At 70.5% G+C, this 16,279-nt stretch carries 14 protein-coding genes; 9 read left to right on the plus strand and 5 right to left on the minus strand.

Annotated elements, in window-relative coordinates; translation table 11 throughout:
• Positions 1-66: 66 nt before the first annotated feature.
• From ACQPYZ_RS20990 to ACQPYZ_RS21015, 6 genes are all read left to right on the plus strand, one after another.
• Complete coding sequence (locus ACQPYZ_RS20990; RefSeq protein ID WP_433158515.1) at positions 67-1,347, plus strand: extracellular solute-binding protein; 1,281 nt, start codon at positions 67-69, stop codon at positions 1,345-1,347.
• The gene (locus ACQPYZ_RS20995) at positions 1,344-2,285 is read left to right on the plus strand and encodes a carbohydrate ABC transporter permease (protein ID WP_433158518.1); all 942 of its coding nucleotides are present in this window, start codon (positions 1,344-1,346) and stop codon (positions 2,283-2,285) included. Before ACQPYZ_RS20990 ends, ACQPYZ_RS20995 begins: the two co-directional genes overlap by 4 nt.
• Positions 2,285-3,103, plus strand: coding sequence for a carbohydrate ABC transporter permease (locus ACQPYZ_RS21000; protein WP_433158520.1), 819 nt, complete (start codon positions 2,285-2,287; stop codon positions 3,101-3,103). The genes ACQPYZ_RS20995 and ACQPYZ_RS21000 overlap by 1 nt, the downstream gene beginning before the upstream one ends.
• Before the next feature lie 21 nt (positions 3,104-3,124).
• Positions 3,125-4,183 carry a glycoside hydrolase family 130 protein gene (locus ACQPYZ_RS21005; protein ID WP_433158523.1) on the plus strand — a complete coding sequence of 353 codons (1,059 nt, stop codon included), beginning with the start codon at positions 3,125-3,127 and terminating at the stop codon, positions 4,181-4,183.
• Positions 4,180-5,532: a phosphomannomutase/phosphoglucomutase gene (locus tag ACQPYZ_RS21010; RefSeq protein WP_433158526.1), complete on the plus strand. Its 1,353-nt coding sequence runs from the start codon at positions 4,180-4,182 to the stop codon at positions 5,530-5,532. Before ACQPYZ_RS21005 ends, ACQPYZ_RS21010 begins: the two co-directional genes overlap by 4 nt.
• Before the next feature lie 146 nt (positions 5,533-5,678).
• A complete protein-coding gene (locus tag ACQPYZ_RS21015) occupies positions 5,679-6,584 on the plus strand; it encodes a GTP-binding protein LepA (RefSeq protein WP_433158529.1) in 906 nt (301 codons plus the stop codon).
• A 7-nt stretch (positions 6,585-6,591) separates the two neighbouring features.
• On the opposite strand, the gene ACQPYZ_RS21020 is transcribed toward ACQPYZ_RS21015, so the two are convergent.
• From ACQPYZ_RS21020 to ACQPYZ_RS21035, 4 genes are read right to left on the minus strand one after another with little or no spacing between them, the layout of a single operon-like run.
• Positions 6,592-7,530 carry a hypothetical protein gene (locus ACQPYZ_RS21020; RefSeq protein ID WP_433158531.1) on the minus strand — a complete coding sequence of 313 codons (939 nt, stop codon included), beginning with the start codon at positions 7,528-7,530 and terminating at the stop codon, positions 6,592-6,594.
• A complete protein-coding gene (locus ACQPYZ_RS21025) occupies positions 7,527-8,015 on the minus strand; it encodes a hypothetical protein (RefSeq protein WP_433158534.1) in 489 nt (162 codons plus the stop codon). Before ACQPYZ_RS21025 ends, ACQPYZ_RS21020 begins: the two co-directional genes overlap by 4 nt.
• A gap of 3 nt (positions 8,016-8,018) precedes the next feature.
• Positions 8,019-9,236 carry a macrolide family glycosyltransferase gene (locus tag ACQPYZ_RS21030; RefSeq protein WP_433158536.1) on the minus strand — a complete coding sequence of 406 codons (1,218 nt, stop codon included), beginning with the start codon at positions 9,234-9,236 and terminating at the stop codon, positions 8,019-8,021.
• On the minus strand, positions 9,233-10,189 hold the full coding sequence (locus ACQPYZ_RS21035) for a patatin-like phospholipase family protein (RefSeq protein ID WP_433158539.1): 957 nt from the start codon (positions 10,187-10,189) through the stop codon (positions 9,233-9,235). The genes ACQPYZ_RS21030 and ACQPYZ_RS21035 overlap by 4 nt, the downstream gene beginning before the upstream one ends.
• 159 nt (positions 10,190-10,348) lie before the next feature.
• Between ACQPYZ_RS21035 and ACQPYZ_RS21040 the strand changes: the two genes are divergently transcribed.
• Positions 10,349-11,269 carry a hypothetical protein gene (locus tag ACQPYZ_RS21040; RefSeq protein ID WP_433158541.1) on the plus strand — a complete coding sequence of 307 codons (921 nt, stop codon included), beginning with the start codon at positions 10,349-10,351 and terminating at the stop codon, positions 11,267-11,269.
• Positions 11,270-11,343: 74 nt separating this feature from the next.
• On the opposite strand, the gene ACQPYZ_RS21045 is transcribed toward ACQPYZ_RS21040, so the two are convergent.
• Positions 11,344-14,118 (minus strand): AfsR/SARP family transcriptional regulator, encoded by a 2,775-nt coding sequence (locus ACQPYZ_RS21045; RefSeq protein ID WP_433158543.1) that lies wholly within the window; start codon positions 14,116-14,118, stop codon positions 11,344-11,346.
• A gap of 113 nt (positions 14,119-14,231) precedes the next feature.
• On the opposite strand from ACQPYZ_RS21045, the gene ACQPYZ_RS21050 reads away from it, so the two are divergent.
• On the plus strand, positions 14,232-15,104 hold the full coding sequence (locus tag ACQPYZ_RS21050; RefSeq protein WP_433158546.1) for a carbohydrate kinase family protein: 873 nt from the start codon (positions 14,232-14,234) through the stop codon (positions 15,102-15,104).
• Positions 15,105-15,228: 124 nt separating this feature from the next.
• Entirely contained in the window at positions 15,229-16,146 is a 918-nt protein-coding gene (locus ACQPYZ_RS21055) for a pseudouridine-5'-phosphate glycosidase (protein ID WP_433158549.1), read from the plus strand.
• Positions 16,147-16,279: the final 133 nt, after the last annotated feature.

The raw sequence follows: 16,279 nt of genomic DNA on the forward strand, positions 1-16,279 counted from the left end.
CACAAGCGCCACCGTCGTCCGGTCAAGTTCACCGTGGCTACCGCGCGTGGACTTGCTGGAGGAACGATGAGACGAACGATCACGGCCGCCGCCCTGGCCGTCACCCTGGCCACGGTCGCGGCCTGCGGTGGCGGTGGCGAGGCGAGCCCGGACGCACAGGCGAACGGCCCGATCACGATCTGGTACTCGAACAACGCCGAAGAGGTTGCTTGGGGCAAGCAGATGGTGGCGGCCTGGAACGCGGCGCACGCGGACCAGAAGGTCACCGCTCAGGAGATCCCGACCGGGAAGAGTTCGGAGGAGGTGATCGGGGCGGCGATCACGGCCGGGAACGCGCCGTGCCTAATCTTCAACACCTCGCCGGCGTCGGTGTCGCAGTTCCAGAAGCAGGGCGGGCTGGTGCCGCTGGACGGGTTCGACGGTGGGACGTCGTACGTCGAGGAGCGGTCCGGTGATGTCGCGGGGCAGTACAAGTCGACCGACGGCAAGTACTACCAGCTGCCGTGGAAGTCGAACCCGGTGATGATCTTCTACAACAAGAAGGCGTTCGCCAAGGCCGGGCTGGATCCGGAGAAGCCGGCGCTGGCGACGTACGACGAGTTCCTCGCGACCTCGCGGAAGGTGGTGGCGGGCAAGGGTGCGCAGTACGCGATCCTCCCCGCGCCGAGCAACGAGTTCTTCCAGTCCTGGTTCGACTTCTACCCGTTGTACGCGGCCGAGACCGGCGGGAAGCAGTTGGTCGAGGACGGCAAGGCGACATTCGCGTCCGACGAGGGGAAGAGGGTCGCGCAGTTCTGGCGGACCATGTACGCCGAGAAGCTGGCCGGCCAGGAGAAGTACACCGGCGACGCGTTCGCCGACGGCAAGGCCGCGATGGCGATCGTCGGCCCGTGGGCGATCTCCGTGTACAAGGGCAAGGTCGACTGGGGTGTCGTGCCGGTGCCGACCTCGGCGGGGAAGCCGGCGAACGAGGTCCACACGTTCTCGGATGCGAAGAACGTGGCGATGTACTCGGCGTGCAAGAACCGTGGCACCGCGTGGGAGGTGCTGAAGTTCGCGACCAGCCAGGAGCAGGACGGCAAGTTCCTGGAGACGACCGGACAGATGCCGCTGCGCAAGGACGTCGGTGCCGCCTACCCGGACTACTTCGCCAAGAACACGGACTACAAGACGTTCGCGGATCAGGCCGCGCGGACGGTCGAGGTGCCGAACGTGCCGAACTCGATCACGATCTGGCAGACGTTCCGGGACGCCTACTCCAAGTCGGTCATCTTCCGGCGCGAGGACCCGGGTCCGGCCCTGGACGGCGCGGCACAGAAGATCGACGAGCTCGCATCCCAGTCATGACCACTACCGCGCCCGTCCGCGAAGCCCCCACCCGCCGAGCTCCCGTCAGGCGAGCCCGGCGGGGGCGGCTGACCGGCGAGCAGCCGGTCGGCACCGCGCTCGTCACGCCGTACGTCGCGTTCCTGGCGCTCGTGTTCGCGTATCCGCTCGGGTTCGCGGTCTACATGTCGTTCCACGACTACTTCTTCACCGCGCCGGGCGCGATCGTGGAGCGGCCGTTCGTCGGGCTCGACAACTACGCGACCGTGCTGTCCGATCCCGCCGTACGACGTGCCTTCGGCAACGTGCTCGTGTTCCTGGTGATCAACGTGCCGCTCACGGTGGTCCTCTCGCTGTTGCTCGCGTCCGCGCTGAACGCGGCCATCAGATGGCGAACGTTCTTCCGGGTCTCGTACTACGTCCCGTACGTGACGGCCAGCGTCGCGGTCGTCGGTGTCTGGCTCTTCCTGTTCAACACCGACGGACTCGTGAACTCCATCCTCGGACCGCTCGCACCGGACCCGTCCTGGCTGGTGAACTCGACGCTGGCGATGCCGACGGTCGCGATCTACGTCACCTGGAAGCAACTCGGCTTCTTCATCCTGCTGTATCTGGCGGCGCTTCAGAACGTGTCGAAGGATCTGTACGAGGCGGCGTCGATGGACGGCGCCGGCCGGTGGAAGTCGTTCCTCAACGTGACGGTCCCCGGCGTCCGGCCGGCCACCACCCTCGTCGTCCTGCTGGCGACGGTGACCGGCGCGAACCTGTTCACCGAGCCGTACCTGCTCACCGGTGGCGGCGGTCCGGACGGGGCGTCGGCCTCACCGGTCCTGATCATGTACCAGAAGGGCATCGAGCAGGGCAGCCCGGACATCGGCGCCGCGATCGGCATCCTGCTCGTCATCGGCGTCCTGATTCTGGCGCTGATCGAACGGCGCTTCGTCGGAAAGGAAGACTGATGCGGTGGCGTTTCGTCGCGTTGCTCGTCGGCGCGTTCGTGTTCCTGTTTCCGTTCTACTACATGCTGATCGGCTCCCTGCAGGCCGAGCCCGACCCGTCCGTGGGCGGGGCGTTCCCGTCGCCCGGCAACCTCACCGGGCACAACTATGTCGAGATCAACGAGGCGATCAGTCTGGGCCGCACCCTGCTCAACTCGGGGATCTTCACCGGCGGGGTGATCCTCGGGACGCTGGTGTTCGGCGTGCTGGCCGGCTACGCGCTGGCGCGCCTGCGCTTCCGCGGGCGGGGTGCAGTCTTCAACCTGATGCTGCTCGTCCAGGTGATCCCCTTCCAGCTGCTGACCATCCCGCTGTACGTGCTGATCGTGCGCAGTTACGGGCTGGCCGACTCCTATCTCGGGATGATCCTGCCGTTCGCGATCAACTCGACCGCGGTCTTCGTGTTCCGGCAGTACTTCCTGCAACTCCCGCAGGAGCTGTTCGACGCCGCCCGGATCGACGGAGCCGGCGAGCTCGGCATCCTGTGGCGCGTCGCCATCCCGCTGGTCAAGCCGGCCCTGCTGACCGGTGTGCTGCTGACGTTCATCGGGCCGTGGAACGAGTTCCTCTGGCCGTTCCTGATCACCAAACAGCAAGACCTCCAACCACTCGCGGTGGCGTTGTCCAACTACCTGACCACCGTGTCGGCCCGCGCCGCCAACCCGTTCGGCGCCGTCCTGGCCGGCGCCTGCGTCCTCGCCGCCCCCGCGGTGGCCATCTTCGTCTACTTCCAACGGCACTTCATCTCCCAGGGCATCGAGTCCGGGCTGAAGGGTTGATCCGAGAAAGGCTGTTCTGTCGTGACTGTTCCTTACACCCTGACGCGTGTCGGCGTGCTGATGACGCCGGAGCCGGGCAACGACCTGGAGGCCGAGGGCGTGCTGAACCCGGCGACCGGGCACACCCCGGACGGCACGCTGTATCTGCTGCCGCGGCTGGTCGCGGCCGGTAACGTCTCCCGCGTCGGCCTGGCCGAGGTGGAACTCAAGGACGGGGTGCCGGTCGGCGTCCGCCGCGACGGGGTCGTGCTCGCCCCCGACGAGGGCTGGGAACGCGGCCTGAACAACGCCGGCGTCGAAGACCCCCGCGTCACCTGGATCCCCGCGCTCGACACCCACGTCATGACCTACGTCGCCTACGGCCCACTCGGCCCGAAACCGGCGCTCGCGGTCTCGCGGGACCTGCGCGACTGGCGGCGGCTGGGGCCGTTGCACTTCGAGTACCAGCCCGACCTGGACACCGACCTGAACCTGTTCCCGAACAAGGACACCGTGTTCTTCCCCGAACCGGTCACCGGCCCCGACGGCCAACCGGCCTACGCGATGCTGCACCGCCCGATGTGGGACCTGGGCTGGTTCCGCGACGGCGAAGGCGTCCACCTGCCCGCCGGCGTCACCGACGACCGCCCCGGCATCTGGGTCTCGTTCGTGCCGGTGGCCGAGGTCGACAAGGACGTGCGGAATCTGGTGCACCTGCGTCACCACCGGCTGGTGGCGATGTCGCAGTACCCGTTCGAGGAGTTGAAGATCGGCGCCGGGCCGGCGCCGCTGCGGGTCCCGGAGGGGTGGCTGGTGATCCACCACGGCGTCACCGGCGAGCAGCCGAAGGGGTTCGACCCGACCACCCAGAAGGTCAGCTACACCGCCGGCGCGCTGCTGCTCGACGCCGCCGATGTCACCAAGGTGATCGACCGCACCACCGAACCACTGCTCGTCCCCGAAACCGAACAAGAACGCGTCGGCACCGTCGGCAACGTCGTCTTCCCCACCGCCATCGAGGAGATCGACGGCGTGCGATACGTCTTCTACGGCATGGCCGACGCGGCCATCGGCGTCGCCCGATTGGACCGGCTGGCATGACCGTCACCCGTGACCTCGGCGCGCTGATCAAGGCCTACGACATCCGCGGCATCGTTCCCGATCAGCTCGACGAGGAGCTCGCCTTCCAGGTCGGTGCCGCGTTCGCACACCAGCTCGGCGCGGAGCAGATCGCGGTCGGGCACGACATGCGCGTGTCCTCCCCCGGTCTGGCCGACGCGCTGGCACGTGGCGTCACCAGCCGCGGGACGGATGCGTTGGCGATCGGACTCGCCTCGACGGACCTGCTCTACTTCGCGTCCGGCAGCCGCAACGTGCCCGGTGCGATGATCACGGCCAGCCACAATCCCCCGGCGTACAACGGCATCAAGCTGTGCCGGCCGGGCGCCGCACCGGTCGGCCAGGACACCGGCCTGCGGGAGATCAGGAAGCTGCTGGAGACCGGTCTCCCCCGGTACGACGGGGCGCCCGGCGTCCTGCGGTACGACGACCTGCTGCCGGAGTACTCCGACTACCTGCACGGCCTGGTCGACCTCGGCGGCCGGCGCCTGAAGATCGTGGTCGACGCCGGCAACGGCATGGCCGGCCGGACCGTCCCGGTCGTGCTGAAGCACCCGGCCTTGGAGATCGTCCCGCTGTACTTCGAGCTCGACGGCACCTTCCCCAACCACGAGGCGAACCCGATGGATCCGGCGAACCTCGCCGACCTGCAGGCCGCGGTCCGCCGGGAGCACGCCGACCTCGGGCTCGCGTTCGACGGCGACGCCGACCGGTGCTTCTTCGTCGACGAGAACGGCGCCGCGGTCTCCCCCAACAACATCATCGGCCTGGTCGCGAGCCGCGAGCTGGCCCGCCATCCCGGATCGGCCGTCGTCTACAACGCCATCACCAGCAGGGCCGTCGCCGAACAGATCACCGAGCACGGCGGTCGACCGGTTCGCACCCGCGTCGGCCACTCGTTCATCAAGCAGGTCATGGCCGACCACGACGCGGTGTTCGGTGGCGAGCACTCCGGACACTACTACTTCCGCGAGTTCTGGCGGGCCGACAGCGGCATGCTCGCCGCCCTGCACGTGCTGGCCGCCCTGACCACCACGAACCAGCCGTTCTCGAAGCTCACCGCCGAGTTCTCCAGGTACGTCGCCAGCGGTGAGACCAACCTCCGGGTCGATGACATCCCGGCCGCACTGGAGCGCGTCGAGGCCGACTACCTGGCCGCCGGCGCGACCACGGACCACCTCGACGGCCTGACCGTCTCACTGCCCGGTGGCGCCTGGTTCAACCTGCGTCCCTCCAACACCGAGCCGTTCCTCCGCCTGAACGTCGAAGCCGCCGACGCGAGCACGATGAACAAGCTCCGCACTGAGGTTCTCGCACTCGTCAACGCCTGACGAATCGCGGGCCTGCGGGCTGCGCAGAACTCGGTGTGATCCTGCCGACTCCCTGTCACACGGCGAGCACGCGTCCGGTCGTAATGGGTAGATCGTTGCGAAGGTCAACGACCGCTCGAAGCCAGCTCACACCGAAGGGTGCCGCCATGCCCCAGTCGAGTACGCAGGAGGGACGAAGCGCCGTTCCCCGGCGGGTGTCCGCCGACGGTCTCCGTCGCTTCGTGGAGACCTTCGCCGAGGATCATCCGCCGCTGTCGCTGGCCGCCGCCGACCTGACCATCAAGGACCCCGACGAGGTCCGCCGCCGGTACGGCGGGGTGTTCAACTACCTGACCCGGGTCGAGCTGGAGGTCGAGCGGAACGTCCTCGAACTGCGTGCGCTGATGCCGGACGCGACCGAGACCGACCGCCTGTTCTACGAGGACGTCTGGTCGCCGCAGGAGTTGCAGCACGGCATCCTGCTCGATGCCGTCCAGCAGGGCTTCGGGATGACCCCGGCCGAGACGGGCCTGGCCGTCAGCGCCCGCATCCGGCTGGTCGGCGTACTCTCGCATCTGCCCGGCATGCTCGGCGTCATCCGGCTGCTCTACTACCTGACCGGCGCAGCCACCGAGCGGTCCGCCGTGGTGGCGTACTCGCGGCTGGTCGACGGGCTCCGGTCGATGGGCGAACACGCGATCGCCGAGACGGTGATCGCGCCGATCAAGCGGCAGGAGCCGGGACACTTCGCGTTCTACCGGATGTCGGCCGAGGTGCTCGTGGGTGAGGAAGGGCTGAGCGACTGGCAGCTCGCGCTCGCGCGGATCCTGCGCCGCCGATCGTTCGACCTGGTCGGCGTGAACAACCGCCGGCAACGCGCGGACTTCGGTGACGTCGCCCGCGCGCTCGACTTCGACCGCGACCTGCTCGAGGTCGCCCGGCAGGTGAGCCTGGTGGAACGCGAGCTCCTCTGGGCCGAGCGCCAGGGCCTGAAGATCCCGGCCTACATCATGGCCGCGCTGAAGGAAGCGATGGCCCTGAGTCTGGCCCGGGAACAGGGCCGCCGCAGCTGAAGCGTGCTCAGGGCAACGACTCGTCGGTGGCCGCGGTCGCGCCGTAGCGGGCGCGGATGAGCTCCAGCACCAGATCGGCCGTACGGTCCAGGTGGCTTCGACCGTCGGGCAGCATCGCGGTCGGACTGATGTAGCTGCGCGGACCGACGTGCGTGGCCGGATCGAGCCGGTGCACGGTGAGCTGGCCGGTCCGCAGCGCCCGGTTCCAGGCGGTCCGGCGCAACAACCGCCAGCGCTGCGGGAAGATCCAGGTACTGACCCGCTCGATCCGGTCGCTCGCGCTGGTGAGCTGATGGACGTGCTCGGCGTGGGTCAGATCGTTGGCGCCGTTGTGGAAACCGCCGAGCAGGATCAGCAGGAGCGGGCAGCGCAGCTGGGTGTACAGCTCGTCCACCGCACCGGTGGCCACCTGCGCACCACCGCTGTAGCTCAGCAGGACGACGGGGATCCCGCTGTCGGCCTGGTAGCCGGCGAGTCGGAGCTGCGTGGCGATCTGGTTGCCGACGGCCCCGTTGTACAGCGGCCGGTACCGGCGGTCGGCGGCCACGAACGTCTGGACGACGTTGTGCAGGAAGAGCAGCAGGCCCGCCCGGCGGCGCAGCCAGTTCCACACCGGCCGGCCGGACAGTGGCGCGGCCAGCGGTGAGTACGGTTGGACCTGCCCGAGCACCCGCAGCTCCGGGGCGCCGTCGAGCAGAGCCTTGACCAGCTGACCGCCGTCCCGGCTGTCGTGGAAGTGGCGTTTGCCGATGCCGTCGAGGAACACCAGGTACGCCGCCGGTGGCCGGTCAGGCGCCGCGCCGCGGGCATAGGGCAATCCCTCCGGGAGCTGACTGACCGGAGTCCTCCAGCCCACGCTGTACGCGAGCACCTCGTAGCGGGCCAGCAGGGCTTCGATGATCAGCGCCAGGCCGAGCCCGAGGACCCAGAGCAGGAAGGTGTTCACGCGACGGCCTTCCGTGCGCCGGATGCCAGGATCGTCGCGACCAGCCGCCGTACCAGCTCGACGGCGAGCGCGAGTCCGACGCCGGCCACGGTCACACAGGCGGCGGCGATCCACCAGCCCAGTCCGCCGGCGTCCGCGAGAGCGCCGGCCAGATTCACGCCGACGGCTGCCAGGAGCAACAGGTGCAGCAGCGGCCCGAGCCACGGGAAGGCGAGGATGCCCGCGAGCACCAGCGGTGCGACCAGCGCGGGTGTCCACACCAGCCCGGAGGTGTCGGTCCGTGCCGAGGAGTCCACGAGCCCGGCGAGAGTCCACGCGGTGAGCGGCCAGAGCGCGATCACGGTGGCCTCGATCAAGGCGCCGACCAGCAGCAGACTCGCGACCAGCGGGCGCGACATTCCCGGCCGGCGGGAGACCAGTGGAAGGACCCGGCCGGCCGCCTCGGAGAGACCGGCCAGCAGGATCAGCGCGACGACCGGGGTCATCGATCAGCCTTCCTGCGCGGGATCGGCGGCGCGGGAGGCTCCGCCGGAGGCGCTCAGGTAGCGCTCGAGCTCGTCGGCCGCACGGACGTAGCCGCCCGCCTCTCGCTGGGCAGCCTGCAGCTTGGCCGCCGCGGCCTGGAACTGCGGGTCGTCCAGCAGTTGCCGGGCGGACGTATGCACGGTCGCCTCGGCCACCTCGTCGGTCCGCAAGGTCAGACCGGCGCCGAGCTCGACGATCCGGGCGGCCACCAAGGGCTGGTCGGCACCCTGCGGAACCACGAGCATCGGCACTCCGGCGTACATCGCCTCGTTGACGCTGTTCATCCCGCCGTGGGTGACGAACAGCGCGGCCCGGGCGAGTACGTCGGGTTGCGGCACGGAACGGCGTACGAGCACGTTGTCCGGCAGCACGCCGAGCGCGGACGGATCGGTCTGGCCGGTCGAGACCACGACCGTGCCACCGAGGGGGGCGAGGGCGGTGGTGATCGTGCGCAGCAGCGCCGGCTCGGCCTTGAAGACGGTCCCCAGCGAGACGTACAGGACCGGATCCTGGAGCTCGCCGGCCGGGAACTGCGGGTCGGGGGGACGGGCGCCGATGCTCGGGCCGACGAACCGGTACGACTGGTCGAACTCGTCGGCGCCGGGCTGGAAGGCGGATGACGTGTAGACCAGATTGAGCCCTTGCTCGATGTTGCCCAGGTCAACCAGTGGCAGCGTGCTGACGTCGTACTTGCGGCGCAGCTCCCAGCGGGCACGCAGGTAGCCCTGGGCGCTGCCCGGACGAGACAGTGCCGAGAGCAACAGGTCCGCGGACGGACCGGTGGGACTGGACACCTGCTCGTTGAACGCGAAGGTGGTGTACGACGAAGCCGCCGGCACCCCCAGCTCACGAGCCGCGACCGCTCCCCACACGCACGCGGCGTCGTGGACGATCAGGTCCGGCCGGATCTCCCGCAGCTCCGTGAGCACCTTGGGCAGCACGCGGACCGCGGTCTCGGCGAGCCCCTCCAGCAACCCGAGCGGGATCGGTGGATCGGGCAACGGCTGCTCGCCGCCCGAGTAGAGCCGGACGGTCGCACCGGCGGCCTCGATCTCCGCCTGGAAGGCGGGCGTGGCGTGGTAGCTGACCGTGTGCCCACGGCGGACGAGCTCGGCGACGACCGGCAGCGTCGGGTTGACGTGGCCGTGCATGCCGATGTTCAGGAACGCGACGGTGCTCACTGTCCGGCCCCCGATCGGGAGGAGGGGATGGCTGAGGCGATGCTGCCCGCGGGATCGTCGGTCCGGTACAGACCGGGCCCGCTGATCCGCAACCCGTCGAGGAAGCGCCCGGCGGTGACGGACGCGGTGCTGATCAGCCGCTGGGAATGACTGAAGTCCCAGGGTGCGGGCCACTCGTCCACGCCGGTCGGCAGCACGACGGTCGGGATGCGCTTGGCGACGTCCTGCAGGTCGACCTCGATCTGGTGGTGCACCTGCAGGACCGCGGCCCGCGAGGCGATCGCGCCGGGACGCCGGCGCGGCAGGGTCGGGCGCACCGGCCAACTGGCCGGACCGGTCGACAGCACCACCACGCTGGCGGCACCAGCCTGCTCGGCCTCACGGACCGGCACGTAGGCGACCAGCCCGCCGTCGACCAAGGTCCGCCCTTGCCGTACGACGGGAGGCAGCGCGCCCGGGATCGCCGCACTCGCCAGCAATGCGGACGGCAGATCCCCGTGGTCCAGGCAGACCGGGTCGCCGGTCGCCAGATCCATCGCGACGGCCGTGAACGGGATCGGCAACTGCTCGATCCTGGCCGGCAACTCGGCTCGTTCGATCAGCCGGCGCAGGCCGCGGTCGGTAAAGATGCTGGTCCGCGAGGACAGGTAGCCCAGTGGGAACACGTCCCGGCGGCGCAGGTTGGTCCAGACGTGGTCAAGCCAGGGCGCGGCCCGGTCCGGGTGGGCCGCCGCGATCGCGCCGGTGAGCGCTCCCACCGACGTACCGACGACCAGGTCGGGGACGAACTTGCGGTGCTCCAGCGCGTAGCCGACGCCGACGTGCGCCGCTCCGAGCACTCCTCCGCCACCCAGCGCCACGGCGACCGGACGGGGCAGCGCGTCCAGACCCGCCGACCGCGGATCGTCGGGCGGGTCGTCGGGCGGGTTGTCGGGGCGCCACGTCGTACTCATGCCTTCCTCTTCCTGACCAGGTCCTCGGCTACCTGTCACCAAAGATGACCGGACAGCGACGCCGCCTGTGACAGTCAGCGGTCGAACTTTTCGGCGGCGGCCGGAATCCAACGCACGACGAAGGTCAGGGGGCCTTCGCCCACAGGGGAGGAAATCCACATGCTTCGCAAGACCACAGGTCTGGCCGCTGCCGCCGTACTCGCGGCCGGCCTCGGCTTCGCCGCCGGTGCACCCGCGCAGGCCGGCACCTCGGCGACCACCGGCACCAGTGCCGCGAACGCCGCCTGCTCGCTGCGGCTGGGCTCGGTGACCGCCACCGGGGCGCACACCAGCCGTACGGTCACCGCGACCGCGCCGATCACCGTCGGCGGCGTCCGCGGAACGGCCGGCGTGTTCGCGCCGGGCCAGGTCCAGCACACTGGCACGTTCGTCGGTTCGCCGTTCGGCAACGGCGAGTCCCGCCGGGGACTGACCGTGCTCGGCGGCGCGCTGCACTCGAGCGCGTACGTCGTCGACGGCCAGAGCCAGATCGACCCGCACTACCCGCACAACAACCTCCGGATCGGCGGCGGCTGGGGCAACTTCCGGTGGATCGAGCAGTCCATCCACCGGCCGTCGCGGAACACGCTGTACGGCCAGCAGACCGACGGCACCATGCACCGCTGGGTCGCCGAGGGTGCCGGCTGGCGCAAGACCGGTGGCGTCGGTGGGCTCAGCACGGTGAAGTCGATGACGCTGATCAGCCGCACGGCGACGTACGAGACGTTCCTCGCGAACACCCGGTCCGGCCAGCTCATGACCGTCCGGTGGCCGACCAGCTACCTGAGTGTGCCGAGCGCGAGCACGGTCCGGGCCACCACCTGGCAGGGCTTCGAGCAGCTGATCGCGACCAAGTGCGGCGCGACCGGGACGCTGCTGCTCGGCATCGACCGGGACACGCAGTCCGGTTACCTGTACGCCGTCGGGCACGCGGCCGGCGGCAGCACCGTGATCAAGAGTCTGGGCAAGGTCCCGATGACCTTCTCCGACCCGAAGTACTTCCGCTGGGCGCCGGTGAACGACACCCTCAACGGCGACTGACCCCACCGGACGGTCCCGCCCCTGGGAGCGGGACCGTCCGACGTGGTTCAGACCTCGGGCGCGACCGGCGTGAGTCAGTGAGTGTCGAGGTCGTGGAGCAGTTGCTCCACCTCGGCGGCCCTGGGATTCGAGGCGGCGAGGAGTAGGTCGCGGGCCTCTTCCCAGGCCTTCGCGGCCTCGTCGACCGCCCCGGCAGCCAGGTGGGCGCGGCCCAGCACGATCAGCGTGTTGGGCTTGCCCTGCTTGCTGTCGATGGACGCGAACAGGTCCAGCGCCTGCCCGCAGTAGTGCCGGGCCTGGCCGAAGTCGCCCAGCGACAGGTAGCCCTCGGCCACGTTCGACAGCGCGAGTGCCTCCATGGTGGCGTTGCCACGCTCGCGGAACTGGGCGGCGGCGGCCTCGCCGTACCGGATCGCCTCGTGGTAGTTGCCAAGGGCACCTTGTGACGCGCTCAGGTTGAGGGCGGTGGTGCTGACCGCACGCTCCGACGACGGCGCGGCCGCTTCGGCGACCAGAGCCTGCTCGTGGAACTCGACCGCCCGCCCGTGGTCGCCCTGGTTGGCGAAGACCAGGCCGAGGTTGGACAGCGACGTGGCCTCGCGGGCGCGGTCGCCGAGGCGTCGCGCCATCTCCAGGGCGGTCCGGAAGCCCTCGGCGCTCTCCTCGAACCGCAACGACTCGAGGTGCATGATGGCCTCGGTGTTGGCCGCGAACAGGACCGCGCGGTCGTCATCGAGCCGCTCTGCCGCCTGACGGCCGATCATGGCGGTGGTCCGCCAGTCGTCGAGGTGCTGCCGGGTCGCGTAGAACGGGAGCAGTGACCAGGCGAGCTGCCAGGTGTGGGCGTCGAAGCCGAGGTCGTAGGCCCGGCGGACCAGGTCGAGCAGCGTCTCCCGCTCGGTCTCGAACCAGTCCAGCGCCTGCGCCGGACCGGCGACCCGCAACGGGGCCGTAGCCGGATCGGGTGCGTCGACGACGTCCTGGGCCGAGCCGCGCGAGCGAACGAGCCGCCCGGACACGGCCACGGTCCGCAGGTACCAGTCCAGCATCCGCCGGGTGGTCGCGTGCAGGTCCGGCGCAGACTCCTCCGCGGTGGCCAGCTCCGCGGCGTACAGGCGGAGCAGGTCGTGCAGTTTGAAGCGGCCCGGTTGAGGCTCCTCGAGCAGGTGGTGGGCGACGAGCCGGTCCAGGGAGCGGCGTACCTGGCTCGCCGGCCGATCGGTGAGGATCGCGGCCGCGGGCAGGCCGAGGGTGCCGGACGGGTGCAATCCGAGCAGCCGGAACGTCCGGGCGTCGTCCGCGGCGAGGGTCCGGTACGACCACGAGAACGCGGCCCGCAGATCCGCGGCCGGGTCATCGGCGCCGGCCAGCCGGTCGAGTCGATGGTGCTCGTCGGACAGCTCGGCGGCCAGCTCCGCCAGCCCGTGCCCCGGGAACCGGGACGCGCGTTCACCGGCGATCCGCAACGCCAGCGGAACCCGGCCGCACAGCTCGGCCAACTCGGCCACAGCAGCGGGATCGTCGGCCGAACGGCGGCTGCCGACCGCGCCGGTGAGCACCCCGCCGGCCGCCTCCGCGGTGAGCGGACGCAGCGTGATCCGACAAGCGCCGTCATGCACCGCCAGACCGCGGAGCTGGTTGCGGCTGGTGACGAGCAGGAGGCAACCGGCTGCCGGCAGGAGCGGCCGCACCTGCTCCGCGCCGCGGACGTTGTCCAGCACGATCAGCATCCGGTGACCGGTCAGGCAGGACCGCAACATCGCCGACCGCTCGTCCAGGCCCTCGGGAATCCCGTCCGGTGGAACTCCGAGAGCGCGCAGCAGCATGCGCAGAGCCGCGGACGACTCGACCGGCTCGCCGGACGAGTAGCCGCGCAGGTCAACGAAGAGCTGGCCGTCACCGTAGCGCTCGCGCACCCGGTGGGCGGCGTGTACGGCGAAGGTCGTCTTACCGATGCCGGCCGGGCCGTCGATCGCGACCACCAGCGGTGAGGAGGCGGCGTCATGCTTGTCGACCAGGTCGGTCAGCTCGTTCAGCTCCGCGGCCCGCCCGACCACGTCGGCTGGATCCGGCGGCAGCTGCTGCGGCCGGACCGGGTCGGGGCCCGCTGTCCCGACCTCGATCTCGTCAGCCGCGGCCAGAATCGTCGCCTGCGCCCGGCGCAACTCCTCACCAGGCTCGAGGCCCAGCTCCTCGATCAGCTGGGCGCGGGCCCGCTGGTACGCCGCCAGCGCCTCGGCGCGTCGCCCGCACTGGTGCAGGCCGAGCATCAGCAGCGCGGACAGCCGTTCGCGCAGCGGATGAGCGCCGGCGAGCTCCGAGAGCTCGGCGAGTATGTCCGCCGCGGATCCGCGCCGGATCTCCCCGTCGTACAGGTCCTCCAGTACGGCGAGACGCTCGCTGCTCAACCTGGCCGACTCGGCGGCGACCTGCGGTGGATCGTCGATTCCGGTGAAGGGGTCGCCCCGCCAGACGTCGACGGCTTCCCGCAGCCGTCGTACCGCCTCGTCCGGATCGTCGGCGTTGAGGGCGGCGGCACCTGCTCGCCGGAGACCCAGGAATCGGTCCACGTCGAGCTCTCCCGGCGCGACGGTGACCCGGTAGCTGCTGTGGTCGTGCTGGATCCGGTCCGCGTCACCGAGGGACTTCCGCAGGCGGGAGACCAACACCTGCAGGCGCGCCTGGCTGGTGCCCTCGGCGCCCCACAAGGCGTCGGCCAGCGCGTCCGCGCGGATCCACTGGTTGGGCTGGCACAGCAGCACCGCGAGCAGTCGCCCCTGCGCCCGGGTGACGGTCAGCGGCTCGCCGGCCACCCGCACCGTCAGCGGACCGAGTACCGCGAACTCCATGCGCCGCTCCCCAGTCATCCTGAGCACGCCAACCTACCCGAATCGGCGACGCCGTGCTCCCGTGCCCGGACCGTTGCCTGGGTCAACGTTCTTGTTCGTTAGGCTCTGCCCCAATGCTCGTGTGCATCGGAGATCTGGTCGAGGACGTCGTGGTCTGGCCGCTGGGCGGTGGTCCGCTCACCGGGACGGACAATCCGGCGCGCGTCCAGCGTGTGCGCGGCGGTGCGGCCGCCAACGTCGCGGCGTTCGCGGCCGGTCTTGGTACGCCGGTTCGGTTCATCGGCCGCGTCGGCGACGACCCGGCCGGCGAGGCCCTCGTCCAGCAGTTGACGACCGCCGGCGTCGACGCCCGGGTGCAGCGTCAGGGACGGACCGGCACGATCGTCGTCCTGGTCGACGCCTCCGGCGAGCGCACGATGTACCCGGACCGGGCCGCCGCGGCCGAGCTCGCCGACGTCCCCGATTCCTGGATCTCCGGCGCGTCGGCCATCCACCTGTCGGCGTACTCCCTCAGTGGCCCGTGCCGGCAGGTCCTCCGCCAGGCCGCTGCGATCGCGTACGCCGAGCGCGCGGTCCTCAGCGTGGACGCGTCCTCGGTCGCGTTGATCTCCTCCGTCGGCCCGGCGGCCTTTCGCGACCAGATCGGCCGACTGCGACCGGCGTACCTGTTCGCGAACGGCGCCGAGGCCGACCTCGGTTCCCTGCGCGACCTGGCCGGCCCAGGTACGACGGTCGTCGTCAAGAACGGCGTGGGGCCGACCGAGGTCCACGTCGGCGGCGACCGGCCGGCCACTGTCGCGGTCCCGCCGGTCGACCACGTGCTGGACACGACCGGCGCCGGGGACGCGTTCGCGGCCGGCTTCCTGACCGCCGTACTGCGGAACGCCGGAGTCATCGAGGCGGTCGAGGCCGGGCATGCGCTGGCCAGTAGGGTCCTGACGGCGCCCGGAGCCACCATCGACCTCAAGGACGCTGCTCGTGACTGAAGGATGTTGCTCGCGACTGCGGACGTTGCTCGTGACCGGGGATGCTGCTCGTGACCGGGATGCTGCTCGTGACCGGGATGCTGCTCGTGATTGGGGATGCTGCTCGTGATTGGGGATGTTGCTCGTGACTGACACCGCTGCCGGACTTGTCGTCGCCGAGGACGTAGCGCACGCGCTCGCCGAGGGACGCGCCGTCGTCGCGCTGGAGTCGACGATCTTCTCCAACCTCGGGCTGCCCGCGCCGGCGAACGCCGAGGCGCTCGAGCTCTGCAAACGCGCCGTCCTCGACCAGGGCGCCACCCCGGCCGTGACCGCGATCCTCGACGGCCGGCCGCACGTCGGTCTCACTGCCGACGAGGAGAAGCGCGTGCTGCACGGCAGCCGGAAGGTCGCCGAGCGGGACCTCGCGGTCGCCCGCGCCCAGAGGTGGGACGTCGGGGTCACCACGGTCTCGGCGACGGTCGCGCTGGCTCACGCGGCCGGCATCTCGGTGTTCGCCACCGGCGGGATCGGCGGCGTCCACCGCGCGTCGGAGCTCACCGGCGACATCTCGGCCGACCTCGACGCGATCGCGAACCACCCGGTGATCACCGTGAGCGCCGGCGCCAAGGCGTTCCTCGACCTGCCGCGCACGCTCGAGTACCTCGAGACCGCCGGCGTGCCCGTCCTCGGGTGGCAGCACGACTGGTTCCCGGCGTTCTACACCCGGTCGAGCGGGCTGCCCGTTCCGCACCGGGTCGACGACGAACAGGTGGTCTGCGACGTCCTGCGCTTCCGGACCCGCCCGTCCACCGGGGTCCTGCTGACCGTCCCGATCCCGGTCGACGACGAGATCCCGGCCGAACGCATCGACGCCGTCCTCGCCGCCGCCCTCGAGTCGAGCACCCAGGCCGGCATCACCGGCCCGGCCGTCACGCCGTACGTCCTCGAACGCATCGAGAAGGAAACCGACGGCCGCAGCATCCCCGCCAACCTCGCCCTCGCCCGCAACAACGCCACCATCGCCGCCCGGATCGCGACCGCCCTGGCCGCGAACCCCTGACGGACAAGCGCGAGCACCGGGCCTGGACGGTATGGAGTGACCGCTCGCGGCTGGGTGGTTGCGGGCCGGGGCCTCACTCACACAGATTCGTGGGTTGCCGAGTAGGGGTTCAGAGCAGCGTCAGCGGGGGACA

Source organism: Kribbella sp. CA-247076, assembly GCF_050942445.1.
In the GTDB taxonomy this organism is placed as follows: domain Bacteria; phylum Actinomycetota; class Actinomycetes; order Propionibacteriales; family Kribbellaceae; genus Kribbella.

Coding starts and splice junctions, on each gene's coding strand:
- ACQPYZ_RS20990 (WP_433158515.1), top strand. CDS start 67: ATGAGACGAACGATCACGGCCGCCGCCCTGGCCGTCACCCTGGCCACG.
- ACQPYZ_RS21025 (WP_433158534.1), bottom strand. CDS start 8,015: ATGACCCCGGTCGTCGCGCTGATCCTGCTGGCCGGTCTCTCCGAGGCG.
- ACQPYZ_RS21040 (WP_433158541.1), top strand. CDS start 10,349: ATGCTTCGCAAGACCACAGGTCTGGCCGCTGCCGCCGTACTCGCGGCC.
- ACQPYZ_RS21015 (WP_433158529.1), top strand. CDS start 5,679: ATGCCCCAGTCGAGTACGCAGGAGGGACGAAGCGCCGTTCCCCGGCGG.
- ACQPYZ_RS21050 (WP_433158546.1), top strand. CDS start 14,232: ATGCTCGTGTGCATCGGAGATCTGGTCGAGGACGTCGTGGTCTGGCCG.
- ACQPYZ_RS21010 (WP_433158526.1), top strand. CDS start 4,180: ATGACCGTCACCCGTGACCTCGGCGCGCTGATCAAGGCCTACGACATC.
- ACQPYZ_RS21000 (WP_433158520.1), top strand. CDS start 2,285: ATGCGGTGGCGTTTCGTCGCGTTGCTCGTCGGCGCGTTCGTGTTCCTG.
- ACQPYZ_RS21045 (WP_433158543.1), bottom strand. CDS start 14,118: ATGGAGTTCGCGGTACTCGGTCCGCTGACGGTGCGGGTGGCCGGCGAG.
- ACQPYZ_RS20995 (WP_433158518.1), top strand. CDS start 1,344: ATGACCACTACCGCGCCCGTCCGCGAAGCCCCCACCCGCCGAGCTCCC.
- ACQPYZ_RS21035 (WP_433158539.1), bottom strand. CDS start 10,189: ATGAGTACGACGTGGCGCCCCGACAACCCGCCCGACGACCCGCCCGAC.